The sequence below is a fragment of the Salinarimonas sp. genome, from assembly GCF_046292825.1.
Lineage (GTDB): Bacteria > Pseudomonadota > Alphaproteobacteria > Rhizobiales > Beijerinckiaceae > Salinarimonas.
On sequence record NZ_JBKBQG010000019.1, the window covers coordinates 1 to 23685 of the forward strand.

The window sequence follows — 23685 nt, forward strand, 5'->3', positions numbered from 1 at the left end:
GCGCTCCCGAGGCCACCCTCCCCTGCGGGGAGGGATGCTGCCGCGCGCTCGTCCCTCCCCGAAGGGCAGGGTGGACCCTGGAGCGGAGCGACAGGGGCCGGGTGGGGCCCGTGGCGCGGAGGACGATCTCCACCCGGGCCCCACCCGACCTCGTTCGCCTACGGCTCCGAGGCCACCCTCCCCTGCGGGGAGGGATGCTGCCGCGCGCTCGTCCCTCCCCGAAGGGCAGGGTGGACCCTGGAGCGGAGCGACAGGGGCCGGGTGGGGCCTGTGGCGCGGAGGACGATCTCCACCCGGGCCCCACCCGACCTCGTTCGCCTGCGGCTCCCACCCTCCCCTGCGGGGAGGGATGCTTCCGCGCGCTCGTCCCTCCCCGAAGGGCAGGGTGGACCCTGGAGCGGAGCGACAGGGGCCGGGTGGGGCCCGTCGTGCGGAGGACGATCTCCACCCGGGCCCCACCCGACCTCGTTCGCCTGCGGCTCCGAGGCCACCCTCCCCTGCGGGGAGGGATGCTGCCGCGCGCTCGTCCCTCAGAGCGGGCTCACCGGGAAGAACCGCAGATACAGCTCCCCGTACGCGCCCTCCTCGTGGAGGCGGCGGATGGCTTCGTCGAAGGCGCGGGCGAGGGCGGCGTCTTCGGGGCGCAGGACGAAGCCGATGCCCTCGCCGAAGAAGCGCGGCTCGAGGAAGGGGCCGTCGGCGAAGGTGCAGCAGCCCTCCGATGCCCGCCCGCCGATCCACAGAGCGAGCGAGAGGCCGTCGGCGAAGAGATAGTCCGTCTCGCCCGCGCGCAGGGCGGCCTGCGCGGCGGCGAGGTTTTGGGCGGCGACGCGCTCGGCCTCCGGCCAGAAGGTCTCGACATAGGCCTCGTGCGCGGTGCCGGCGACGACGCCGACGCGCGCGCCCGCGAGGCCGTCCGGATCGAAGCCGCCGGCGCGGGCGCTCGGGACGGCGATGCGGGCGGGGAGCGCGAAATAGGGGCGCGTGACGGCGAAGCGCGCGCGCAAATCCCCCGTGATGCGGAAGGCGGCGGCGGCGACGTCCGCCTCGCCGGCCTCGATCGCCTCGAGGAGGCCGCCGAAGGGGCGGGCCTGGATGGTGCAGGCGATGCGCATCCGCTCGCAGGCCGCGCGCGCGAGCTCGACCGCGAAACCGGTGGGCGCCCCGTCCGCGCCGACGAAGTGCAGGGGCGGGTAGTCGACGCTGGTGACGACCCGCACCGTGCGCGTGCCGAGGAAGAGGTCGGTCGGGGGCGCATAGGCCCGCGGGTCCCAGAAATTGGGGATCACCGCCGGCGGCAGCACCAGCCGCTCCCGCGCCGCGCCCTGCTGCGCGAAGGCGGGGGAGGGGAGGGGGGAGGGCAGGTCGGAGGAGGCGACGAGGGCGAGGAGCCCGAGTGCCGCCGCCCCGGCGCCGATGCGATCCACGTGGTCTGCCAAGACGCCACCCTTCGTGCGAATACCGATGCCCCGACGTCACGTAGCGCCACGCGCGCGGCGGGGTCAAGGCGCACGCAGGCGTGCGTAGACTCTGCGTGCGCATGCGCTTGGATGCAATTGCGAATCATGTGAAGGGTCGGGGGGACGACATGGACGAGGACAAAGCCGGGGCGCCGGCGCCCCCGATCCTGCCGGACGACGTCCGGTTCCTCGCCGCCTGGGGCGTCCCCGCGCACACGCTCCTGCGTGCCGCCCGGCAAGGGCGCCGCGAAGGCGTCTGCGCGGCCAAGGCGCTGCTCGCGCACGGCATGGTCGAGCCCGAGCGGGTCTATCGCGCGCTCGCCGCGACGATCGGCGTGCCCTATCTGGCGCGGCCTCGTCTGTCTCCCGACGTACGCTTTCCCGAGAGCCTGCGGTCGGGCTTCGCGCCGCTCGCCGAGGGCGGGACGGTCGTCGCAGCTCCCAGGCCCGAGAGCTTCGCGAGCCTCGTCGGAGGACGCGTGGCGAAGGGCATGTCCTTGACGTCTCCGGACGCCCTTCGCGAGGCGGTCTTCGGCGCGCGCGCCTCCGAGATCGCCGAGGAAGCCGCCAACGGGCTCTCGCTGAGGCGATCGGACCTCTCCTTTCGCGGCGGTTTCCGCCGTGCGCAGATCGTCGTCCTCGTCCTGTTGGCACTCGCATTCCTGGCCGTGGCGGCTCTCGCGCCCCATACGCTCGACCTCGTCGCCTGCGCCGCCGGAATGTGCTTCATCGTGATCGCGACGCTGCGGATCGCGACCTGCTTCGAGCCGGTCGCGACGCGCATGCAGGACCCGCCACCCCGCATGGCGGAGGCGGACCTGCCCGTCTACACGATCGTGGTGCCGCTCTATCGCGAAGCCAACGTGGTGGGCGGCCTGTGCCGAGCGCTGACCAGTCTCGACTATCCGCTCTCAAAGCTCGACGTGAAGCTCGTCGTCGAGGAGGACGATCCGGTCACCCGCGCCGCCATCGTCGATCTCGCCTTGCCGGGAGCCTTCCAGATGGTGGTCGCGCCTGCCGGGCAGCCGCGGACGAAGCCCCGCGCGCTGAATGTCGCGCTGCCGCTGGCGCGCGGCTCCTTCCTCGTCATCTACGATGCCGAAGACAGGCCCGAACCCGATCAATTGCGCCTGGCGGTCGCCGCCTTCGCGCGCGAGACGAGCGACGTGGCCTGCCTCCAGGCGCGCCTGTCGATCCACAATCGCGACGCCCTGCTCCCGCGCCTCTTCGCGATCGAGTACGCCGCCCTCTTCGACGTCGTGAATCCGGCCTTCGCCCGTTACGACCTCCCCATTCCGCTCGGCGGCACCTCCAACCATTTCCGCACCCGCAGCCTCCAGCGCATCGACGGCTGGGACGCCTACAACGTCACCGAGGATGCCGATCTCGGCATCCGGCTCGCGACGCTCGGGATGCGCACCGCCGATCTGCCCTCGACGACGTGGGAGGAGGCGCCCGTCTCGCTCGGCAATTGGCTGCGCCAGCGCGCCCGCTGGACGAAGGGATTCTTGCAGGTCTGCGTCGTCCACGGCCGCGCGCCGGTGCGCACGCTCGTCCGGCTCGGGCCCGGCGCGAGCCTCGCGAGCCTCGTCCTGATCGGCGGCACGGTGGCCTCGGCGCTCGCCTATCCGCTCTTCGCCTGGATGGCGATCGCGAGCGGGCTCGCGTTTTTGGGGGTGATGGTGCCGCCCTATCCGCTCGACACCGGCAGCGTGCGCGGGCTATTGGTCGCGACCGTCGGGTTGTCGACGCTGCTCGCGGGCGCGGCCTCGATCTACGCGCCGGCTTTCCTCGGCCTCGCGCGGCGGGGATGGAGGGGGATGTGGGGGACGGCTCTGTGCCTGCCGGTCTATTACGCGCTCGTGAGCCTCGCCGCCTGGCGCGGGCTCTACGAGCTCTTCACCGCGCCGAGCCATTGGCACAAGACCGAGCACGGCGCCGCGCCCGCCGAGACGGACCCGGCGGCGCCCGCTCAGATGCGGCGCAAGAGCTCGGCGGCGGCGTCGGAGGGGGCGCGCGTCGTGTCGAGCCCGGCGACGAAGCGGCCCTGGGCGTCCATGATGTAGACGATCGCCGTATGCTCCATCGTGTAGTCCCCGTCCTCGAGCGGCACCCGGCGGGCAAAAGCCCGGAACGTCCGCACCGCGTCCGCCACCGCCTCCGGCGTGCCGGTCAGCCCGACGATGCGATCGTCGAAGCTCGAGAGGTAGTTCTGGAGGATTTCGGGCGTGTCGCGCTCGGGGTCCACCGTGATGAAGAGCGCGCGGATGTCGCGGCCGCGGGTCTCCGACACGTAGGCGAGGATCTCGGACATCTCCCACAGCTTCGTCGGGCACACGTCCGGGCAATGGGTGAAGCCGAAGAAGACGAGATGCGGCTCGCCGAGGAAATCCTGCTCGCTCACCGGCTCGCCGTGATGGTTCACGAGGGCGAAGGGCCCGCCGACCGAGGAGGCGGCGACCTCGCGGCCCTGCGGCGTCAGCGTCATCACCGCGGCGATGCCGAGCGCGACGAGGCCGAACAGGAAGGCGGCGAGGGGGATGACGATGCGGCGCGTGCGGTCTGTCATGGCGGCGGGCGGCTCTCTCTCGTGGCGTCACGGCGTCGGGCGCCGCAGCCCTCCCCGGCGCCTGCCGCTCAGATAGCCCCTCAGAAGCACCATGCCAATGCGGCGAGAACGACCTGCGCGAAGACGGCGTCCCCCTGCGCGGCCCACATCAGGAGCCCCGCGCCCGCGAGCCCCGCGAAGCCGAGCGCCCCGGCGGCCAAGGCCACGCCTGGACGCGCACCGGCCCGCGCCGCGTCGCCCGCGCGCGGAGCGTCGGCTGCGGCGGCCTCCAGGCCGGGGGGTGCGACAGATCGGCTCATCGGCTGCATCTTAAGGCATATGGTCGGGGATTCAACACGTGAGACGCCGCGGGTACCACCCGATTGACCGATCACACGGATTGTCGCGTGCTAAGCGGTATTCGTGCGTGTTGAAGTGCGGCCTGCCGACGTTCCGGGTTTACCTAGGTGAAAGTCAGTGGTTTACGCAGAGAACCTAGGCTCTATATCATAGAGACACTGTAGTTCGCCAGTTGCCGCGGGTTCCAAATGGCCACCATACGTAAGACCATAATTGCATTGAAAGATATCCTCGCAACTCTGGAGGCGGATCTCGACTGGCTGACGCCGGCCGGACGCGACGAATTCCTGCAGCGGATGCGGCGCGAGCGCGACGAGACGACCGTCATTCTTCTCAACGAGCCGCCGACGACTTGTTCGACCGAAGATGCCGCAATCCTGCGGCGCGTCGCGGCGAGCCTGCGCGCCGACGGCGACCCGGCCCGCGCCGCGCTCGCCGATCGGCTCGACGCCTGGACCGCCGGGGGATGAGCACCCCGCAAACGAAGACCGCCGCCGCGGCGTGAGCCGGGCGGCGGCGTAACGGAACGCTGGAACTGGACTGGACTCGACTCAATGCAGGGTGGTTCCCGCTGCCGGTTTCGACTCGCGCAGCCGGGCGATCTCGTCCTTGAGGGCGAGCTTGCGTCGCTTGAGTTCGGCTATTTGCAGATCGCTGATCGAGGGGCTCATCGCAGCCTTGTGGAGCTCGTGCTCGAGAGCCTGATGCTTGCGCTCGAGCTCGGCCAGATGACTGGTCAGCGACATGTGTGTCTCCCTTCCTTCGTTCGGTCCGACGGTCGTAACGAACGTTATGAAGGTGGCATAAAATCGACCCTCCGTCCAAGAAATCCGTTTGTGCGCCGCATCGTGGATTTCCCGTAAACGCCTATACGGCAAAGCCCTCATCGATGCTGCAGGGCGGCTCTCTCTTGACGGCGGGCGGCTTTGGGGCTCTCTCTTCGGCATGGGCGCGCGCGGCGCGCATCCGTCGATCTCGCGGGGTGGCGATGAGTGCCGAAGAGGGAGCTGACGTGGTGACGCTGGAGGGCGTCGCGGGAAACGATCGCGGGGGCGGTCAGCAGAGCGAGCTCCAGGCCGAGCTCGCGCGGCTGAAGGAGGAGCATCGCGATCTCGACCGCGCGATCGAGGCGCTCGAGGATTCCGTCGCCTCCGACCGCCTGCAACTCCAGAGGCTCAAGAAGCGCAAGCTCCAGCTCCGCGACCGGATCCAGTTCGTCGAGGACCAGATCCTGCCCGACATCATCGCCTGACCGGCACGCCGCGCTTGCGATGGCGGGCGCGGTCGCTCTATGAGGCGAGGGTGAGGAGCGGAGTGACGATGACGAACGACAGCCCTTCCCCGAGCCCGGCCGTGCCGGTGGCCATCGTCATGGGCTCGCAATCCGACTGGGCGACGATGCGCCACGCGGCCGCGACGCTCGACGCGCTCGGCGTGCCCTACGACGCGCGAATCGTCTCCGCCCACCGCACCCCCGAGCGCATGGTCGCCTTCGCCAAGGGCGCGGCGGGGGAGGGCTTTCGCGTGGTGATCGCGGGCGCGGGCGGCGCGGCGCACCTGCCGGGGATGGTCGCCTCGCTGACGGCGCTGCCGGTCTTCGGCGTGCCGGTCGAATCGAAGGCCCTGTCGGGGCAGGATTCGCTCCTCTCGATCGTGCAGATGCCCGCGGGCATCCCCGTCGGCACGCTCGCGATCGGGCGGGCGGGCGCCGTCAACGCCGCGCTCCTCGCCGCCGCGGTCCTCGCGCTGAGCGATCCGGCGCTCGCCGAGCGCCTCGCCGCCTGGCGGCGCCGGCAGACGGAGGCGGTCGCCGAGCGTCCGGTCGACGAGGAAGCCGCGGAGCCGGCGCGATGAGCCCGCTCGCGCCCGGCGCGACGATCGGCATCCTCGGCGGCGGCCAGCTCGGCCGGCTGATCGCGCTCGCCGCCGCCCGGCTCGGCTTGAAGACCCACGTCTTCAGCGACGATCCCGACAGTCCCGCCTTCGCCGTCGCCGCCCACGCGACCCACGCGACCTACGAGGACGAGGCGGCGCTCGAGGCGTTCTCGCGCTCCGTCGCCGTCGTGACCTACGAATTCGAGAACGTGCCCGCCCGCGCCGCCGAGATCGTCTCGCGCCACGCGGTGCTGCGCCCGGGCGCCCGCGCGCTCGCGACGACGCAGGATCGCCTCGCCGAGAAGAGCTTCGTCGCCGGCCTCGGCCTCGCGACGGCGCCGTTCCGCGGCGTCGAGGACGAGGCGGGGCTCGCCGCCGCGCTCGCCGCGATCGGCGCGCCGGCGGTGCTGAAGACGCGCCGCTTCGGCTACGACGGCAAGGGCCAGGTGACGATCCGCCCCGGCGACGATGCCGCCGCCGCCTTCGCCGCGATCGGCCGCGCGCCCGCGATCCTCGAGGGCTTCGTGCCGTTCGCCGCCGAGCTGTCGATCGTCGCCGCCCGCGGCCTCGACGGCGGCCTCGCCGCCTACGAGGCCTGCGAGAACGAGCATGAGCGCCATATTCTGGCCGAGACCCGCGTGCCCGCCGCCATCGGCGAGGGGACGCGCGCGGCGGCCGCGGACATCGCCCGCGCGATCGGCGACGCGCTCGATTACGTCGGCATCTTCGCCGTCGAGCTCTTCCTCGTGCGCGCGGCGGACGGCGCGGAGCGGCTCCTCGTCAACGAGATCGCGCCGCGCGTGCACAATTCCGGGCACTGGACCGATTTCGGCGCGCAGACCTCGCAATTCGAGCAACACGTGCGCGCGATCGCCGGCTGGCCGCTCGGCGGCACGAAGCGGCTCGGTCGCGCGGTGTCGATGACGAACCTGATCGGGGACGCGGTCGAGACCGTGCCCGCGCTCCTCGCCGAGGAGGGCGCCCACGTCACGCTCTACGGCAAGGCGCAGGCGCGCGCGGGCCGCAAGATGGGCCACGTCACGCGCATCGCCTGGTGACGCGCGCCGCCGCGGCGTGCCGCCCGCCCCCTATTCCAAACCCCGCGGCGTCCTGTTAAACGCCTCCCCGCGACCCGAGACCTCGAGAGCGGATGGCTCCCTCATGACCGCGCCTGCGCCCGTGCCCGTCACCTCCGATTTCCTGCGGATCCTCCAGGAGCGCGGCTACGTCCACCAGTGCTCGGACTGGGAGGGGCTCGACGCCAAGGCGCGGGCCGGGGAGGTGATCGCCTATATCGGCTACGATTGCACGGCGCCCTCGCTCCATGTCGGGCACCTCGTCAACATCATGATGCTGCACTGGCTCCAGAAGACCGGCGGCCGGCCGATCGTGCTGATGGGCGGCGGCACGACGCGGGTGGGCGATCCGTCGGGGCGCGACGAGGGCCGCAAGCTCCTCTCGCTCGAGGACATCGAGGCCAACAAGGAGCGCATCAAGGACACCTTCTCGCGCTTCCTCACTTTCGGCGACCGGCCCGGCGACGCGACCATGGTCGACAATGCCGAATGGCTCGCGCCGCTCAACTACATCGAGTTCCTGCGCGACGTCGGCCGGCACTTCTCGGTCAACCGGATGCTGACCTTCGATTCGGTGCGGCTGCGGCTCGAGCGGGAGCACGAGCTCTCGTTCCTCGAGTTCAATTACATGCTCCTGCAGGCCTACGACTATACCGAGCTCGCGCGCCGCTACGGCTGCAATCTGCAGATGGGCGGTTCGGACCAGTGGGGCAACATCGTCAACGGCATCGATCTCGGCCGGCGCATGGGCACGCACCAGCTCTACGCGCTCACCTGCCCGCTGCTCACCACCGCGTCCGGCGCCAAGATGGGCAAGACGGCGGCGGGCGCCGTCTGGCTCGATGCGCAGATGCTGAGCCCCTACGATTACTGGCAGTTCTGGCGCAACACCGAGGACGGCGACGTGGTGCGCTTCCTCAAGCTGTTCACGACGCTGCCGCTCGACGAGATCGCCCGGCTCGGCGCGCTCGCGGGGGCCGAGATCAACGAGGCGAAGAAGGTGCTCGCGACGGAGGCGACCGCGCTCATGCACGGGCGCGAGGCGGCGGAGGCGGCCGAGGCCACCGCGCGGACGACCTTCGAGCAGGGCGCGCTCGCGCAATCGCTGCCGAGCGTCGAGATCCCGGCCTCGCGTCTCGCGGAGGGGCTCGGCGTGCTCGCCGCCTTCGGCCCCGACTACGCCGCCCTCGTCCCCTCGATGTCGGAAGCCCGCCGCCAGGTGAAGGGCGGGGGCTTGCGCGTCAACGACGCGCCGGTGACGGACGAGCGGGCCACGCTGGGCGAAGGCGACGTGGTCGACGGGGTGATCAAGCTGTCGTTCGGGAAGAAGCGGCACGTGTTGTTGCGATTGGTGTGAGTCTGGTGGTGAGCTATTCTGAAACTCCGACGACTTGCGTCGGGTTGGATCCCATGAGACACTCGGTTTCGCGATCATCGGCACGCAATGAGGAATAGAAGTGAGCGCCCGCTTTCTTCGACGTCCGGACGATAACATCCCCCTGCCCGAGACGGAGGCGGAGCGGCGAGCGCGCATCGAGCACGAGCGCGCTCTGATCGAAGAGGCGCGCGAAGAGCTGGCGAACGGTCACGGCATCACCGGCGAGGACGCCCGCGACCTCCTTCGTGCGTTCCGAGAGGGCCGCTCGTTCCCGATCCCGGATACGTCGACGAAAACCGAGGCGCGCTGACGCCCGATGCCGGCGCAGCTGACGCTCGCTCCCGCGGCCGCCCGGGACCTCGACAATGTACGACTATGGCTCACACAGCCCGGTGCGGGCGCAACGGCGCATGCCTCTCTGATCGATATCTCCGATGCGATCGAAACGATTGCCGACGCTCCATTCCAATGGCCATTGAGCCGCGATCATCCTTACACCCGCGCGCGCGTCGTCCGTCGCCACACGATCGTCTACGAAACCGATCCGCATCCTGGGCCGGCGCCGGCCTACGCCACCCTGGTCCGAGTCCTGCGCGTTTTCCGCCCGGCGCAGAGTCGGGATAGGCTATGACCGATCTCCTCACCGCATCGGCGTGATCTGCAACGGCGGCGCGAGCGGCGCTTCGCCGAGATCGGGGGCGATGGGGCGGGTGGGGGTGCCGGCGCCGAAGAGGTTGCGCAGGACGCCCGGGGCGATGGCCGAGAGCGGATTGACGGTCAGGACCGGCTCGGCCATCGGGCCGGCGACGCGGAAATTCACCGCGATCAGCCCCTCGTAGCGGTTGCCGCCGAGGAGGCGGCCGACGAGCGGCACCTGGGCGAAGGCGTTGTTGAGCCCGTAGGCGGGCACGAAGGCGCCGGCGAGATCGAGGGCGTCGCGGGAGAGGTCGATCCAGCCCGACAGGGTGAAGCCGAGCTGCGCGCCCCACATCCGCGCGTCGCCGAGCGTGAGGAGGCCGCCCTCGCGCACGAAATCCGCCTGCGCCTTGACGAAGACGGCCTCGCTGATGTCGACGGTGCCGCCGCGCCCGTCCGACACGCGCGCGCTGCCCGCGATCCGCCGCAAGGCGGGCTCGTCGCGCAGGCTGAACTCGCGCAGCACGAGGGAGCCGTCCTGGCGCGGCCCCGGCCGCCCGGCCTGGAGGAGGAGACGCCCGCCGATCATGTTGTCGTAGAGGCCGAGGAAGCGCAGGGTCGCGCCGGCATCGGCGCTCTCGACCAGGAGCCCGCCCCCGTCGAGCCGCGCCGTCAGCGGCGCGTCCGGGAAGCGGCCGGCGAGTTCGAGCCGCTCCGGAATCTGCCCGACGAGGCGCGCGGACAGGGTTGCGCTCGTGATCACCTCGCCGCGATGGCCGGTGAGGATGTCGATCGCCGCGTCGATCTCGACCGGCTCGCCCCCGGCCGGCCCCCCGCCGCCGGACGGCGCCGACCCGCCGAGCCCCCCGGCCTGGAGGCTCGCGACGAGGGGGCGGACGTCGAAGCTGCGCCCGCGCAGGCGTGCGCGCGTGACGCCGTTCTCGCGACGCACTTCGAGCCGTGCGTCGTCGCCGGGGGAGAGCCGCAATTGGTCGATGTCGATGGCGGCGAGGGCGCCTTCCCGCGTGAGGCGCCCGCTGCCGCGCACGAGCGCGCTCCCGGCCTCGAGCGTGATCTCCTCGAGCAGGAGCCCGCTCCCGCCCTCGTCGTTCGCGTCGCCCTCGCGCACGCGCACGAAGAGGCGCCCCGGCACTCCGGCCGCCTTGGAGAAGCCGGGCACCGGCTCGTCGATCCGCGTCCCCCCGAGAAAAGCCTCGATCGTCGCGCCGCGGATCGGCCCGCGCCCGATCGGCGCGACGATTTCGACGGGGATCGCGCCGCGAACGCGGCCCGGCGGCAGGAGCCCGCGGTCGACGAGCGCCTGCGCGTCGAGATCGAGGCCGATCCTGGCCTCGCCCTCCGCTGCGGGATCGCGCGGCTGCGCGATCGCGATCCGTGCGGGGATGCCGCCGATGCGCGCGCGCCCGTCGATCTCGACGAGACCGTCGGCGTGCACCACGACGTCGAGCGCGCCCTCGTCGAGCGTCTCGCCGCCGACGACCGCGCCGAGCACCACGTCGGTCAGGCGCCCGCTCGCCGCGATCGGCAGATCGGCGACGTCGAAGGGCTCGTCGAGGGGAAAGGAGAAGGAGACGGCGAGACGCGCATCGCCGGAGACGGTGTCCGGGTCGAGCGCGATGCCGGCCGCGGCCTCGAGCGCGGGCGTCCGCATCAGGGCCGCGAGCGCGTCGAGCCCGCCGGACGCCTCGAAGGCGATCTCGGCGCGCGGCTCGCGCATCCAGAAGTCCCGGATGCCCATGCGCCCGGCTCCGAGCGCGATCGGGCTGCGGCCCGGCTGGACGAGCTCGGCCGCCCGCGCCTCCACGGAGGCCGACCGGCCGGTGACGCGGCCCGTCACCGAGACGCCCGCGAGCGGCGGGAAGTCCGCGTCGAGCGCGAGCACCCCCTCGTCGATCGCGAAATCGACGGCGACCGCTTCGTGCGGGATCGAGCCGTGGTCGAGGAGCGAGGCGAGATCCTCGCCGGTGAGCGCCACGGCGACGTCGAGCGCGCGGACGTGGCCCTCGCGCAGCGCGTCGCGCAGGAAGATGCGCGGGATCGGCGCGACGAAATCGGGCCACAGGGCCAGAGCGTCCCGGGAGGCGATGTCGCGTGTCGCGACGGAGACGCGCAGGCCCCCGCGATCCTCCTCGCCGCCGAAGGAGATGCGCGCGGCGACCGCGATGTTCTCGCCGGCGACCTCGACGGCGTCGAGGACGACGCCGTCGGGCCCGGCCGAGCCCGCCACCGCCACCCGATCGAGCCGCAGCGGCGGCTCGCCGTCGCGCGCCCCGCGCACGCGCGCGTCGCGGCCCTGGAGATCGATGCGCCAGAGGCCGGGCTCGTCGGCGGCGGCGAGCGTGCCGGCGAGCGCGATTCGCGTCGCGCCGCCGGCGATCGCGAGGCGCTCGATCGCGACGAGCCCCTCGGCGGGGCGCCATTCGGCGTCGAGCGCGGCCGTGTCGACGGGCACCCGCGGCATGAAGGGGTCGCGCGTCGTCAGCCAGCCCGGCCCGCCCTCGAGCGAGACCGCGAGGCGCCGCACGGCGCCGTCCGGGGCGACCGAGAGCCGGGCCGATCCGCCGAGGAGGAGACCGTCGCCGCTGATCCGCTGAGAGACGCCGGACATCAGAGCGAGGTCGTAGGCCGGCAGGCCCTCGAGCGCGAGTTCGGCCTGGCGGACGCCGTCGTCGGCGACCTCGACCGCGCCGCGCAGCGTCCAGGTGCCGCGCGGGCTCGCGACCTGCGCCTCGACGCTGCGGCGCCCGCCCGTCGTCCAGATCCGCGCGTCGATGCGCCCGAGCGCCACCCGCTCGCGCCCCGCCTCGTCGACGAGGGTCAGCCGCGCCCCGTCGAGACGCGCGCTCTCGAGGGCGCCGAACGGGGTCGTCGGATCGAGGAGGACGGCGAGCGCGGCGCTGGAGCGCGCTTCGAGCGCGGGGGCGAAGCCTTCGTAGGAGGGGTCGAGCGGCTCGGCCTCCACCGGCGTCGCCGGTTCGGAGCTCGCCTGGGCGGTCGTTTCCTGCGCCGGCACGAGCGAGACGGAGCCGTCGCGGGCGATGCGCGCGCGCAGATCGACGTCGGAGAGGACGATCGAGCGTGGCGCCGGCTGCCCGGAGAGGAGGGAGAGCGTGCCGATCCCCACCACCGCGTGCGGCGCGCGCGCGACCAGCGCGCCGTTCGCGTCGTAGAGGCCGAGATCGGTCACGGCGAGCGCGAGCGCGCCTTCGTGGAGGGTGAGCGCGCTCTCGCCGAGGCTCGGAACGAGGGTGGGGCCGAGCCGCTGCGCGAGCGCGGCCTCGATCTGCTCGGACAGGCCGTGCACCCGCAGCGGCGCCGAATCGAGGCGCAGGTAGAGCGCTCCCACCGCGACGACGAGGGCGACGCCGAGGAAGAGCTTGGCGACGAGCATGCCGCGGAGGGCGCGCGCGAATCGGCCGCGGCGTGGGCGCAGGCGCTCGCAGGGTCCGAATCGCCCGCCGCGCAACTCGGCCGGCCGGAGGTGGGTCACCTCGTCCGTCACAGAAGAGTCCGCCGTCGCGACGCCACGCCTTTTCCCCGTCCTCGCCCTCGCCGCGGCGGCGCCGGCGGCCTATGCTCGTGATCCTGGAGGCGCGGCGCGGCGTACACCGCGCGCAGGCCCCGGCAGGACAATACCTCAAAACCGACGAAAGGAAGGCACATGGCGCTGGTCATCGGCGAGCCCGCACCCGGGTTCACGCTCCCCGCGGACGGCGGGCGCAGCGTCTCGCTCGCGGATTTCGCGGGCAAGGCGTTGGTTCTCTACTTCTATCCCAAGGACGACACCAGCGGCTGCACGAAGGAGGCGCAGGCCTTCAACGGGCTGCGCGACGCCTTCGCGCAAGCCGGCGCCGCGATCCTCGGCGTGTCGCCCGATTCGGTGAAGAGCCACGACAAGTTCAAGGCGAAGTACGAGCTGGGCTTCGACCTCGCCTCCGACGAGGAGAAGAGCATGCTCGAGGCCTACGGCGTGTGGGTCGAGAAGAGCATGTACGGCAAGAAGTACATGGGCGTCGAGCGCACGACGGTGCTGATCGACGCGCAGGGCAAGGTCGCGCGCGTGTGGCCGAAGGTGAAGGTCCCCGGCCACGCCGAGGAGGTGCTCGCGGCGGTGAAGGCGCTCTGAGCGGGGAGGGGGCGCGGCGGCGTGGCCTGGAAGACGGACGCCGCTGTTCTCCTTGTCCTCAGGGGGGGGGAATCTTCCGAAGGCTGTCATCCCGGGCCGCGAAGCGGACCCGGGACCCATACGCTCCGCACCGAATCCGAGCGCGCATGCCGCGCTCGTCCCGCACCCTCGCATCATCGAACCTCGGAGACCCGCAGCCTACAGGCTGCGAGGCAAACGTCGCGGTTCTGGGTCCCGGATCGCCCTCCAGCGTCCGTGGTGACGCCGTCGGGGCTGCTCCTGCGTGTCATCCCCGGCCGGAGCACGCGTAGCGTGCGCAGGGGAAGGGGGCCCAGCACCAAGACGTGTGCGGAGCACACTATCCTGCCGCCGACCAGGCGGCTAGACGCCGCCGCAAGCGCTTGCTGCGCAAGCAGGTTTCACGCTCTCGTCCCCTTCCCCTCCGGTCGCAAGCGACCTCCGGCCGGGGATGACACCGGGGAGCACGCACCAAGTCGGCGCGACTGAGTCGATGACGCCTCGGAGAGATCCCACTTCCGCCTGACCCGGCGAGCGTTTGCCCAATCTTAACCCTAACGGGGCTTGAATCCCTGGCGCGTGGCAGGCGTCGGGAGGCGGCAGGATGGGTGGAGACTGGGCTTCGTCGCGGGAGCGGGATCTCGTCACGGCGCGGTTGCGGCCGCCGCCGCGCACGCTCTTCGCGGTCGGGCCCGTCACCGCGACCGTCGCGGCCCTCGCCTTCACCCTCCTCGCCGCCTGGGCGGGGGGCGCGACCTGGTACATCGCCTCGAAGGAGGACCTCGTCGGCGAGCTCCTGCGCCGCCAGGCCCAGACCGAGGCGCGCTACGAGGACCAGGTCGGGGCTTTGCGCGCGCGGCTCGACCGCGTCGCGAGCCAGAAGCTCATCGACCAGGACACGATCGAGCAGCGCGTCGGCGCGCTCGTGAACCGGCAGGCCGAGCTCGAGACGCGCCAGGCGGTGCTCGCCGATCTCGCCGAGCGGATCGCGCCCGGCGGCGCGCTCGTCGTGGGCGATCTCCTGCCGGCCGCGACCGGGAGCCTGCGCGCGAGCGAGATCGAGGCGCCGGCGCTGCCCGCTGCGGCGACCGGCTTCGCGCCCGTGCCGCGTCCCGCTCCCGTCGCGCCGGACGCGCGCGAGCGGCGCCCCGAGCCGGGCGGCTTCGAGCTGCGCCTGCGCGACGGCCGCGCGAGCGACGCGAGCCGCGTCTTCGCTCCCGCGAGTTCTGGCGCCGCCCCCGTCCGCGCCGCGCTCGAGGGCGGCCTGACCCGCGTCGAGGCGGCCCTCGCGGGGATCGAGGAGCGCCAGATGCGCGCGCTCGCGGCGATCCAGGAGGTCGTCGAGGACGAGGCGACGCTCCTGCGCGAGGCGATCCTCACGGCGGGGCTCGATCCCGACTCGCTCGAGCCGGCGCCCGAGGGCGTGCTCGCGGTCGAGGGCATGGGCGGCCCCTTCATCCCGCTCGGCATCGACGGCGAGGCGGGCGGGTTCGAGGCCAAGATCGACGGGCTCCAGGAGATGCTCGTCCTGCGCGATCGCCTGCGGCGCACGACGATCGGTCTGCCCTTCGCCCGCCCGGTCTCCGGAGAGGTGGCGGTGACGTCGGATTTCGGCGTGCGGCCCGACCCCTTCACCCGGCGCCCGGCCTTCCATGGCGGGATCGATTTCCGCGCGGCGACCGGCACGCCCGTCTACGCGACGGCGGCCGGGCGGGTCGTGGTGGCGGCGCGCGCGGGCGGCTACGGCAATCTCGTCGAGATCGACCACGGCAACGGCCTCACGACGCGCTTCGCCCATCTCTCGGCGATCGTCGTCGCGGAGGGGGACGAGGTCGCGGCCGGCACGATCGTCGGCCGCGCCGGCTCGACCGGCCGCTCGACGGGCCCGCACCTGCACTACGAGACCCGCATCGACGGCCGCCCCGTCGACCCGCGCCGCTTCCTGCGCGCGGGAGAGCTGCTGGATGCGGGGGGGTGAGCGTGCGACGACCATAGGAGCGCGCATGCCGCGCTCGATCGGCTGACGTGCAGCACCGATCGTCGAAATAGCGCAGCCGAATGCTGCGTCCCTCGACGCCGTCATTCCGGGGCGCGAAAGCGAGCCCGGAACCCAGACTCCCGACGTCGGATGAGCAGCCTGCAGGCTGCGTCCTTCGACGCATCCAGGGACTCGGTTTCGAGCGAGCGCGCATGCGCGCTCGAACAAGCGTCGTGGATCTGGGTTCCGGGCTCGCTTCGCGCCCCGGAATGACGGCAGGGGAATCCCGCCTTGCCCTCAGCCCTGCCGGGCGGGGGTGTGGACGACGAGGCCGTCGAGGTCCTCGCGCACGCGGATCTGGCAGGAGAGGCGGGAGGTCGGGCGCACCTCGAAGGCGAAGTCGAGCATGTCCTCCTCCATCGATTCCGCGCCCCCGGCCTTCTCCGCCCATTCCTCGGCCACGTAGACGTGGCAGGTCGCGCAGGCGCAGGCGCCGCCGCATTCCGCCTCGATGCCGGGCACGCCGTTGCGGATCGCGGTCTCCATGACGGTGGCGCCGATCTCGGCCTCGACCGTACGCGCGGTGCCCTGGACGTCGATGAAGGTGATGCTGACCATGGGTTCTCCGTCGGTGCCGCACGCATGTCCGCGCGTCGCCTCCGCCTAGCCGGGATTCCTCCCGTACGCAAGGGGTCGAGACGTCTCGCAGGCACCGCGGCGGGTGCCGCTCAGGCGATCAGCGGCGCGATTTCCGATTGCGTGGCGGCGAGCGTGTCGGGAAGCGCCGCGATCTCGGCGGCGGGCTCGACGCCGCCGCGCAGGTCGCGTTCGATCCCCTGGAGGAGGTGCGCGAGGCGCAGCGCGCCGATCCCCCGCGCGGAGCCCTTGAGCGTGTGGGCGGCGTCCGCGCGCGCGACGGCGGGGCCGGGCGCGAGGATCGCCGGGGCGAGCTTCCCGATCTGGCCGACGAACAGCGCCAGCACCTCGCGGGCGAGGTCGGCATCGTCGAAGGTCTGCCGCGCGAGATGATCGCGGTCGAGAAGGGGGACGTCGTCGTGCATGCGGCGGCTCTCCTTGTCCGGGGGCGGGGTCCGGGCGCCTGTCCACAGCCTGGAGGCCACAGCGTTAACGAAAACCTAAGAAGCGTCCGCGCTCGGGTTTCCTTCGCATCCGCGCGCCTCTAAAGTCGCTCCGAGAAGATCGCGCATGTCCGTCGCGCCTCGGGAGGCGGGGCCGGCGGATTTCGGGGGCCGGGGGAGCGAAACTTTAACGCGCTCTCCTGCAGATGCCCTCGCGCGTGTTGCGTCACGAGGCGGCGAGATGGCGACAGAGAAGAAGCTCAAGGACCCGGCGGAAGCGGCGCTTTCGGCGATCGAGCAGGCCCTGAGGCTGGACGGGGAGCGTCCCGCTCCCGATCCGCGCGAGCGGCCGGATCAGCGCGGACCGGACGCGGCCGACGGCACGACGCCGGCCGAGCCGTCGGCGCGCGCCGAGGGGGCCGACGAGGAGCGCCTCGCGGCGGTCCGCGCCAATTTCGCCGAGGAGCTTCGCCTGCCCGAGATCGGCAAGGACGAGCTCGCCCGCCTGCCCGAGGCGCGCGTCGAGGCCGCCCCCGCCGAGGCCGTGCCCGCCGACGGGCCGGGCTCCGATCCCCTCGCCGAGTTCGGTCCCGATCGCTCGCGCGTCGCCAACGACGATCGGGCGAGCGTCGGCGCGTTGATGCAGGCGCTCCAGGCGCGGCCCTCGCGGCGCCCCTACGCCGTCGCCGCCGGCCTCTCCGTCCTCTGGGTCGCGGGCCTCGCGGCGGTCGCCTCCGCCGAGGCGGGCCTCGCCACGCTCGGCGGGCCCTGGTCGCCGGCCGAGGCGGCGGTCGCCCTCGTCCTCGTGCTCGCTCCGGTCACCGCGATCTTCACCGCCGCGATCCTCGCCGTGCGCTCGCAGGAGATGAAGCTCGTCGCCCGCTCCATCGGCGAGGTCGCCGTGCGGCTCGCCACGCCCGAGACCTTCTCGACCGACGCGGTGCTCACCGTCTCCCAGGCCGTGCGCCGCGAGGTTGCGGCGGTGGGCGACGGCATCGAGCGCGCGCTCGCCCGCGCCGGCGAGCTCGAGACGCTCGTGCGCACCGAGATCTCCACGCTCGAGCGGGCCTATTCCGACAACGAGATCCGCATCCGCTCGCTCGTTGACGAGCTCGTCGCCCAGCGCGAGGCGATCGTCTCTAATGCCGAGCGCGTGCGCGCGGCGCTCGCCGGCTCGCACCAGAGCTTCACCCAGGATCTCGAGAACGCGGCCGCGCGTGTCGTCGAGGCGATCGGCCAGACCGGCGAGCGGGTGTCGCATTCGCTCGAATCGCGCGGTGAGCAGATCACCCTCGCCCTCGGCCGCACCGGCGAGCGCGTCGTCGAGGACATCGCCTCGCGCGGCGAGGAGCTGATCCAGCGTCTCGCCGGCTCGAGCGACGAGATCAAGGCGGGCATCGCCGCGACCGGCGAGGAGCTGGCGCTGACCCTCGACGGCAAATCGCGCGACATCACGAACGCGCTCGACGAGACCGGGCGCGTGCTCACCCGCGGGCTGACCGAGGGCGCGAGCGAGATCACCCGCACCCTCGCCCAGACCGGCGAGGGCGTCGTCGCTTCGCTCGCCGAGCAGGGCTCGCTCGTGCGCGCCACCTTCGAGGGCACCGCGAAGGCGCTCGAGGAGAGCTTCACCACCCGCGGCGAGGAGCTCAACGCCCGTCTCGCCGAGACCGGCGAGACCATCGCCGCGACGCTCGCCGCCCGCGGCGCCGAGGCGCGCGCGCAGATCGAGGAGAGCGTCGCCGACGTCGGCCACGTCCTCGCCTCGCGCGGCGAGGGCCTCGCCCGTCGCCTCGAGGAGGTCGGCGACGGCGTGATCGCGCGCCTGTCCGAGCGCGGCGAGAGCGTGCGCGCGGAGGTGGCCTCCGCCGCCGACGCCATCGCCCGCTCCGGCGACGAGGTGTCCGGCCGCATCGCGGAGCGCTTCGAGGCGCTAAAGGCCGAGGTCGAGGAGGCGAGCGCCGCCGTCGCCCGCTCCGGCGACGCGGTCTCGGAGCGGATCGCCGAGCGCTTCGACGCGCTGCGCGCGCAGATCGCCGAGGCGAGCGAGGCGGTGGCGCTCTCGGGCGACGACGTGCGCCTGCGCGTCGAGGAGGCCGCCCGCACCCTCGCGGACGCGCTCTCCGCGCATACGGACGCCTTCCGGGGCGCGGTCGGCGAGCACGAGCGCGCGCTCGCCGGCGCCCTCGCCGCGAGCGCCGCGCAGACGCGCGAGGACCTCGCCGCCACCGGCAAGGAGGTCGTCGTTGCGATCACGACGCAGGGCCTTCGCATCAACGACGCGCTGCAGCGCACGAGCGACACCCTCACCGACACGCTCGACACCCGCGGCGCCGCCCTCGACAAGCTGCTGGGCGAGCGGCTCGACGGCTTCGAGAGGATCGTGGTCGAGCGCGGCGGTCGTCTCGTCGAGCGGATCGGCGAGCGCGCGGAGGCGCTCGACGGGGCGCTGGGCGCCAAGCTGCGCGTGCTGGAGGAGACGATCGTCGACCGTGGCGGGGCGCTCGCCGAGCGCTTCGGCCGCGACGTCGAGACCCTGACCGGCGTCGTCTCCGAGCGTTTCGCCGAGATCGACCGCATCGTCAACGTGCAGGGCCAGGAGCTCGCGCAGAGCCTCGCCGAGCGCGCCCGCGAGGCGACCGAGAGCGTCGAGGCCCAGCTTGCGGCGCTCGAGGAGCGCTCGCAGAAGCGCTCGCTCGAGATCACCGCGACCTTCGACCAGCTCGTCGCCCGCGTCGACCAGAGCCTCGGCGCGCGCTCCTCCGCGCTCAACGAGGCGCTCGTGGTGCGCACCGGCGAGATGGCCCGCGTCCTCGCCGAGGGCGGCCGCGAATTCGCCCGCACGCTCGAGAGCCGCGCGGCCGAGATCGGCGAGGTCATCGGCAACCGCTCGGCCGAGCTCACGCAGGTCCTGTCCGCCAAGGCCGGCGAGATCGACGCCGTGCTCGGCGGCCGCGCCGAGGAGATCGCCAAGACGCTCGACGGCCGCGTCGAGGCCATCGCGACGACGCTCGACGGGCGCGTCGAGGACCTGGAGACCCGCGTGATCGGCCGGCTGGAGCGCGTCTCCGGCGAGATCGGCGCGCGCGGCGAGGCGATCGACGGCGCGATCGGCGCCCGCGCGGAGGCCTTCATCGGCCTCTACGACAGCCGCGCGAAGGACATCGACGAGACGCTGTCCCAGCGCTCGAGCGAGCTCGTGACCCTGTTCGAGACCCGCAGCCGCGAGGTCGTCGCGGCTCTGACCTCGCGCACCGACGATCTCGCCCACGTCTTCGACGAGAAGAGCCGGCTCCTCGCCCAGACGCTCGACGAGCGCGGGCGCGAGGTGACGGCGCAGCTCGAGGCGCGCACCCGCGACGTCGCGGTCTCGCTCGGCAACCGCATGGGCGAGATCGCCACGCTGCTGTCCGAATCGAGCCGCTCCATCGCGGCCATCATCGACGAGCGCGGCGAGGAGGTGGTCGGCACGCTGTCGGCGCGGATGGCCGAGGTCGGCAGCCTGTTCGACGACCGCATGGGCGCGCTCTCCGAGCTCCTGTCGGAGCGCGGCGAGGGTCTCGTCGGCACGCTCGACGCCCGCGGCCGCGACCTCGTGGCGACGCTCGGCGCCCGCGTCGGCGAGATCGACGCGCTGATCGCCTCGGGCGGCGAGCGCCTGACCTCGAGCCTCGCGGCGCGCGGCGAGACGCTCGTCGGCACGCTCGAGGAGCGCATCGGGCGCATCGAGCATCTCATCGAAGACGGCGGGGCGCGCCTCGCCGGCACGATCGAGAGCCGCGGCGAGGGCCTCGTGACCGCTCTCGAGACGCGCATGGGCCGGCTCTCGGCTTTGTTCGAGCGCGGCGGCACCACGCTCGCCGAGATCCTCGACAAGCGCTCGGACGCGATCATCGTCAATCTCGGCGAGCGCATCGATCAGGCGACGGGCGCGATCGACGCCCGCGCCGGCGCCCTGACGGACGCGCTCGACCAGCGCACCTCCGATCTCGCGCGCATCGTCGACGATCGTGGCGAGGCGCTCGTCGGTGCGCTCGGCGCGCGCGTCGGCTCGCTGCATCAGCTCATCGAGACCCGCGGCGTCGCCCTGGTGCAGGCGCTCGAAGCCCGCTCCGAGGCGCTCGGCCGCGACGTCGACACGCTCTCGAGCCGGCTCGTGGACGGGCTCGGCGCCCAGAGCCGCGAGCTGCTCGACGCGCTCGCCGTGCGCAGCGACGACCTGCGCGAAGCCTATGCGCGCACGACGAGCGAGCTGCGCGAGGCGCTCGACGAGGGCACCCAGGCGACCGTCGGGGCGCTCGTCGCGACGAACGAGCGCATCCGCACCGAGCTCGGCGGCGTCCTCCTGCGCCTGCACGAGGCGAACCGCGCGCTCCAGGGCGTCGCCAATTCCGCGACGGGCAGCCTCGGCGAGGTCGAGCAGGCGCTCGCCGGCCGCGCGGGCGAGATCGCGGCGCTCATCGGCGAGGTCGCCGAGCAGACCCGCGACGCGGCCTCCCGCGTCGAGCGGCAGGTCTCCGCCCTCCAGGGCGTCTCGACGGGCGCGATCAAGGAGGCGGGCGAGCTCGCGATGCTGCTCGACGAGCGCGGCCGCCAGATCGCCGACACCACGCGCGATCAGCTCGCCTCGCTCGGCGACGCCACCGCGGTGCTCGAGCGGCTCGAGAGCCGCCTCGGCGCCGCGCTCGGCGCGCGCGTGCAGGCGCTGGAAGGCGCGCTCGCCCGCATGGACGAGCGCTCCGGCGAGATGGAGCGCGCGACGAGCGCCTTCTCCGCTCTGATCGAGGGCGCGCTGCACGAGGCCGAGGAGAAGGCGCGCGCCATCGGCGGCGTCCTGTCCACGAGCGCCGAGAGCGCGAGCCGCGCCATCGGCGCCGAGTTCGAGAAGGTGCGCGAGGCCACCTCCGACGAGCGCGCCCGCACCGCGCTCGCCATCCGCGACGCCTATTCCGAGGTCGCGCGCGAGATGAACGAGGCGCTCGCGGGCGCGGCGACGCGCTTCCGCGAGGCGGCCTCCGAGCTCAAGGGCATGACGGCCCAGGTCAGCCGCGATCTCGAGGCGACCCGCGCGGAGCTCAAGCGCGGCGTGCTCGAATTGCCGAAGGAGACCGAGGAGAGCGCGGCCGCCATGCGCCGCGTCGTCGGCGACCAGATCAAGGCGCTCAACGAGCTCGCCTCCCTCGTCGCCCGCTCCTCCAAGGCGGTCGACGCGATCCCCGCCCAGCCGCAGCAGGCCCGCGCGGCGGCGATCGGCGGCGCGGCGGTGGCGGCGGCGACCGACGTGTTCGCGGCCCAGCCCGCCTTGCGCGGCGCGGCGCCCGCTCCGGCGGCGCCCGCACCCGCCCCGGCTCCGGCGCAGCCCGCGCGCGCCAGCGTCGAGAAGCTCAGCCTGCGCGGCTCGGATGCGGGGGCGCCCGCGAGCGCGGCGCGCGGCGGTTGGCTCTCCGACGTCCTCGCCCGCGCCTCGGAGGACGAGGAGCCGGCCGCGCCGAAGCCCGCGGCCAAGCCCGCCGCCCAGCAGCAGGCCGCCCGCCCGCGTTCGAACGCGCTCGAGAGCCTCAATTCGATCTCCGTCGACATCGCGCGCATGATCGTGCACGAGGTCGCGGTCGAGTTCTGGAACGGCTACGAGCCGGGCGAGATGGGCCGCTTCGAGGGCAGGCTCTACACCCAGCAGGGCCGTGCCACCTTCGAGGAGATCCGCCGCAAGTACCGGCGCGAGGCCGATTTCCGGCAGACGGTCGACCGCTACGTGGAGGAGTTCGAGCGGCTCCTCGCCGAGGTCGCCCGCGACGATCGCGACCAGGTGCTCACGCGCACCTACCTCACCTCCGAGACCGGCAAGGTCTACACGATGCTCGCCCATGCGAGCGGCCGGCTGAGCTGAGGGAGCGCGCGCGATGGCGGAGATCGATCAGGGCGCGGTCGCGGGCCTGAAGGAGGCGATGCCGGTGTGGTGCGCGAGCCTGCGCGACCGCATCTGCGCCGCCTTCGAGGCGATCGAGGACGAGGCGACGGGGCCCTTCCACGCGGACGCGCCGGGGGAAGCCGGCCGCTTCGAGCGCAAGCCCTGGTCGCGCAAGGACCATAGCGGCGCCGATGGCGGCGGCGGCACCATGGCGATGATGCGCGGGCGCGTCTTCGAGAAGGTGGGCGTGCACGTCTCGACCGTGTTCGGCGAGTTCGCCCCCGAGTTCCGCGGCCAGATCCCCGGCTCGGGCGAAGATCCGCGCTTCTGGGCCTCGGGCATCTCCCTCATCGCCCATCCCTGGAACCCGCACGCGCCGACGGTTCACATGAACACGCGCTTCGTCGTCACGACGAAGCCGTGGTTCGGCGGCGGCGCGGACCTGACGCCCGTGCTCGATCGCCGGCGCCGCCAGGAGGACCCCGACACGATCGCCTTCCACGAGGCGATGCGCGGCGCCTGCGAGGCCTTCGCGCATGTCGCGGATTACGCCCGCTACAAGGAATGGTGCGACGAGTACTTCTTCCTCAAGCACCGCAACGAGCCGCGCGGCATCGGCGGGATCTTCTACGACTACCATTGGAGCGGGGACCCGGAGGAGGACTTCGCCTTCACCAAGCGCGTCGGCGAGGCCTTCCTCGACATCTATCCGCGCATCCTGCGCGGCAACGTCGCCACGCCCTGGACGGAGGCCGACCGCGAGGAGCAGTGCATCCGCCGCGGGCGCTACGTCGAGTACAACCTCCTCTTCGACCGCGGCACGATCTTCGGCCTCAAGACCGGCGGCAACGTCGAATCCATCCTCTCCTCGATGCCGCCGACGGTGCGCTGGCCGTGAGCCGGCGGCTTTCGGGGGATTGGCGGGGGTAGGCTGCGCGCTCCCTCTCCTTCCCCCGAGCGTTCGAAAATCTCTTCCCTGTCGTCATTCCGGGGCGCGAAGCGAGCCCGGAACCCAGAACCTCGACGTCGGTTCGAGCGCGCATGCGCGCTCGCGCTTCAACCAAAGAAAGATGACGCCTTGAGGGACGCAGCCTACAGGCTGCTAATCGACGGTCGGGAATCTGGGTTCCGGGCTCGCTTCGCGCCCCGGAATGACGGCGTTGAAGTACTAGGCGAAAGATTCGCAGACTCTAAGCTTAGACTCAACGTTCGAAAATCCCTC

19 protein-coding genes are annotated in these 23685 nt (G+C 72.7%); 12 read left to right on the forward strand and 7 right to left on the reverse strand.

Translation table 11 applies throughout. The features are described from left to right. Window positions 1-530 precede the first annotated feature (530 nt). A complete protein-coding gene (locus ACK4UM_RS10985; protein WP_409798707.1) occupies window positions 531-1439 on the reverse strand; it encodes a transporter substrate-binding domain-containing protein in 909 nt (302 codons plus the stop codon). 149 nt (window positions 1440-1588) lie between these two features. Here ACK4UM_RS10985 and ACK4UM_RS10990 point away from each other — a divergent pair, with 149 nt between their 5' ends. After that, entirely contained in the window at window positions 1589-3526 is a 1938-nt protein-coding gene (locus ACK4UM_RS10990) for a glycosyltransferase (protein WP_409798709.1), read from the forward strand. Here the strand turns inward: ACK4UM_RS10990 and ACK4UM_RS10995 are convergent. Continuing rightward, on the reverse strand, window positions 3433-4029 hold the full coding sequence (locus ACK4UM_RS10995; RefSeq protein ID WP_409798711.1) for an SCO family protein: 597 nt from the start codon (window positions 4027-4029) through the stop codon (window positions 3433-3435). The two genes, ACK4UM_RS10990 and ACK4UM_RS10995, sit on opposite strands and share 94 nt — an antisense overlap. An 80-nt stretch (window positions 4030-4109) precedes the next feature. Next, window positions 4110-4328, reverse strand: a complete 219-nt coding sequence (locus ACK4UM_RS11000) for a hypothetical protein (protein ID WP_409798713.1) — start codon at window positions 4326-4328, stop codon at window positions 4110-4112. 228 nt (window positions 4329-4556) lie between these two features. Here ACK4UM_RS11000 and ACK4UM_RS11005 point away from each other — a divergent pair, with 228 nt between their 5' ends. Then, window positions 4557-4838 (forward strand): hypothetical protein, encoded by a 282-nt coding sequence (locus tag ACK4UM_RS11005; RefSeq protein WP_409798714.1) that lies wholly within the window; start codon window positions 4557-4559, stop codon window positions 4836-4838. A gap of 81 nt (window positions 4839-4919) precedes the next feature. Here ACK4UM_RS11005 and ACK4UM_RS11010 read toward each other — a convergent pair whose 3' ends face one another. Next, the gene (locus ACK4UM_RS11010) at window positions 4920-5114 is read right to left on the reverse strand and encodes a YdcH family protein (RefSeq protein WP_409798716.1); all 195 of its coding nucleotides are present in this window, start codon (window positions 5112-5114) and stop codon (window positions 4920-4922) included. 266 nt (window positions 5115-5380) lie between these two features. On the opposite strand from ACK4UM_RS11010, the gene ACK4UM_RS11015 reads away from it, so the two are divergent. The 6 genes from ACK4UM_RS11015 to ACK4UM_RS11040 all read left to right on the forward strand — a co-directional run bounded on the left by ACK4UM_RS11015 (window position 5381) and on the right by ACK4UM_RS11040 (window position 9328). Further along, entirely contained in the window at window positions 5381-5620 is a 240-nt protein-coding gene (locus tag ACK4UM_RS11015) for a YdcH family protein (RefSeq protein WP_409798718.1), read from the forward strand. Between the two features lie 68 nt (window positions 5621-5688). Then, complete coding sequence (gene purE / locus ACK4UM_RS11020) at window positions 5689-6222, forward strand: 5-(carboxyamino)imidazole ribonucleotide mutase (protein ID WP_409798720.1); 534 nt, start codon at window positions 5689-5691, stop codon at window positions 6220-6222. Continuing rightward, window positions 6219-7301, forward strand: coding sequence for a 5-(carboxyamino)imidazole ribonucleotide synthase (locus tag ACK4UM_RS11025; RefSeq protein WP_409798721.1), 1083 nt, complete (start codon window positions 6219-6221; stop codon window positions 7299-7301). The genes purE and ACK4UM_RS11025 overlap by 4 nt, the downstream gene beginning before the upstream one ends. 103 nt (window positions 7302-7404) lie before the next feature. Continuing rightward, on the forward strand, window positions 7405-8676 hold the full coding sequence (gene tyrS, locus ACK4UM_RS11030; RefSeq protein ID WP_409798723.1) for a tyrosine--tRNA ligase: 1272 nt from the start codon (window positions 7405-7407) through the stop codon (window positions 8674-8676). Between the two features lie 100 nt (window positions 8677-8776). Beyond that, entirely contained in the window at window positions 8777-9007 is a 231-nt protein-coding gene (locus ACK4UM_RS11035) for a hypothetical protein (RefSeq protein WP_409798725.1), read from the forward strand. A gap of 6 nt (window positions 9008-9013) precedes the next feature. Next, window positions 9014-9328: a type II toxin-antitoxin system RelE/ParE family toxin gene (locus ACK4UM_RS11040; protein WP_409798726.1), complete on the forward strand. Its 315-nt coding sequence runs from the start codon at window positions 9014-9016 to the stop codon at window positions 9326-9328. 9 nt (window positions 9329-9337) lie between these two features. On the opposite strand, the gene ACK4UM_RS11045 is transcribed toward ACK4UM_RS11040, so the two are convergent. Continuing rightward, a complete protein-coding gene (locus tag ACK4UM_RS11045) occupies window positions 9338-12745 on the reverse strand; it encodes an AsmA-like C-terminal region-containing protein (RefSeq protein ID WP_409798728.1) in 3408 nt (1135 codons plus the stop codon). Between the two features lie 270 nt (window positions 12746-13015). Between ACK4UM_RS11045 and ACK4UM_RS11050 the strand changes: the two genes are divergently transcribed. Continuing rightward, window positions 13016-13480, forward strand: a complete 465-nt coding sequence (locus ACK4UM_RS11050; protein ID WP_409798730.1) for a peroxiredoxin — start codon at window positions 13016-13018, stop codon at window positions 13478-13480. Between the two features lie 622 nt (window positions 13481-14102). After that, window positions 14103-15476: a M23 family metallopeptidase gene (locus tag ACK4UM_RS11055; protein WP_409798732.1), complete on the forward strand. Its 1374-nt coding sequence runs from the start codon at window positions 14103-14105 to the stop codon at window positions 15474-15476. Window positions 15477-15773: 297 nt separating this feature from the next. Here ACK4UM_RS11055 and ACK4UM_RS11060 read toward each other — a convergent pair whose 3' ends face one another. Further along, on the reverse strand, window positions 15774-16094 hold the full coding sequence (locus ACK4UM_RS11060; protein ID WP_409798734.1) for a 2Fe-2S iron-sulfur cluster-binding protein: 321 nt from the start codon (window positions 16092-16094) through the stop codon (window positions 15774-15776). 110 nt (window positions 16095-16204) lie between these two features. Beyond that, a complete protein-coding gene (locus ACK4UM_RS11065) occupies window positions 16205-16537 on the reverse strand; it encodes an Hpt domain-containing protein (RefSeq protein WP_409798736.1) in 333 nt (110 codons plus the stop codon). 259 nt (window positions 16538-16796) lie between these two features. On the opposite strand from ACK4UM_RS11065, the gene ACK4UM_RS11070 reads away from it, so the two are divergent. Continuing rightward, window positions 16797-22442 carry a hypothetical protein gene (locus ACK4UM_RS11070; protein WP_409798737.1) on the forward strand — a complete coding sequence of 1882 codons (5646 nt, stop codon included), beginning with the start codon at window positions 16797-16799 and terminating at the stop codon, window positions 22440-22442. A 13-nt stretch (window positions 22443-22455) separates the two neighbouring features. Beyond that, entirely contained in the window at window positions 22456-23361 is a 906-nt protein-coding gene (hemF, locus tag ACK4UM_RS11075; protein WP_409798739.1) for an oxygen-dependent coproporphyrinogen oxidase, read from the forward strand. Window positions 23362-23685 lie beyond the last annotated feature (324 nt).

What these genes read in the sequence shown, in the direction of transcription:
- ACK4UM_RS10990 (WP_409798709.1), top strand. Translation starts at nt 1,589, where the DNA reads ATGGACGAGGACAAAGCCGGGGCGCCGGCGCCCCCGATCCTGCCGGAC.
- ACK4UM_RS10995 (WP_409798711.1), bottom strand. Translation starts at nt 4,029, where the DNA reads ATGACAGACCGCACGCGCCGCATCGTCATCCCCCTCGCCGCCTTCCTG.
- ACK4UM_RS11000 (WP_409798713.1), bottom strand. Translation starts at nt 4,328, where the DNA reads ATGAGCCGATCTGTCGCACCCCCCGGCCTGGAGGCCGCCGCAGCCGAC.
- ACK4UM_RS11005 (WP_409798714.1), top strand. Translation starts at nt 4,557, where the DNA reads ATGGCCACCATACGTAAGACCATAATTGCATTGAAAGATATCCTCGCA.
- ACK4UM_RS11010 (WP_409798716.1), bottom strand. Translation starts at nt 5,114, where the DNA reads ATGTCGCTGACCAGTCATCTGGCCGAGCTCGAGCGCAAGCATCAGGCT.
- purE (WP_409798720.1), top strand. Translation starts at nt 5,689, where the DNA reads ATGACGAACGACAGCCCTTCCCCGAGCCCGGCCGTGCCGGTGGCCATC.
- ACK4UM_RS11025 (WP_409798721.1), top strand. Translation starts at nt 6,219, where the DNA reads ATGAGCCCGCTCGCGCCCGGCGCGACGATCGGCATCCTCGGCGGCGGC.
- tyrS (WP_409798723.1), top strand. Translation starts at nt 7,405, where the DNA reads ATGACCGCGCCTGCGCCCGTGCCCGTCACCTCCGATTTCCTGCGGATC.
- ACK4UM_RS11040 (WP_409798726.1), top strand. Translation starts at nt 9,014, where the DNA reads ATGCCGGCGCAGCTGACGCTCGCTCCCGCGGCCGCCCGGGACCTCGAC.
- ACK4UM_RS11045 (WP_409798728.1), bottom strand. Translation starts at nt 12,745, where the DNA reads ATGCTCGTCGCCAAGCTCTTCCTCGGCGTCGCCCTCGTCGTCGCGGTG.
- ACK4UM_RS11050 (WP_409798730.1), top strand. Translation starts at nt 13,016, where the DNA reads ATGGCGCTGGTCATCGGCGAGCCCGCACCCGGGTTCACGCTCCCCGCG.
- ACK4UM_RS11055 (WP_409798732.1), top strand. Translation starts at nt 14,103, where the DNA reads ATGGGTGGAGACTGGGCTTCGTCGCGGGAGCGGGATCTCGTCACGGCG.
- ACK4UM_RS11060 (WP_409798734.1), bottom strand. Translation starts at nt 16,094, where the DNA reads ATGGTCAGCATCACCTTCATCGACGTCCAGGGCACCGCGCGTACGGTC.
- ACK4UM_RS11065 (WP_409798736.1), bottom strand. Translation starts at nt 16,537, where the DNA reads ATGCACGACGACGTCCCCCTTCTCGACCGCGATCATCTCGCGCGGCAG.
- ACK4UM_RS11070 (WP_409798737.1), top strand. Translation starts at nt 16,797, where the DNA reads ATGGCGACAGAGAAGAAGCTCAAGGACCCGGCGGAAGCGGCGCTTTCG.
- hemF (WP_409798739.1), top strand. Translation starts at nt 22,456, where the DNA reads ATGGCGGAGATCGATCAGGGCGCGGTCGCGGGCCTGAAGGAGGCGATG.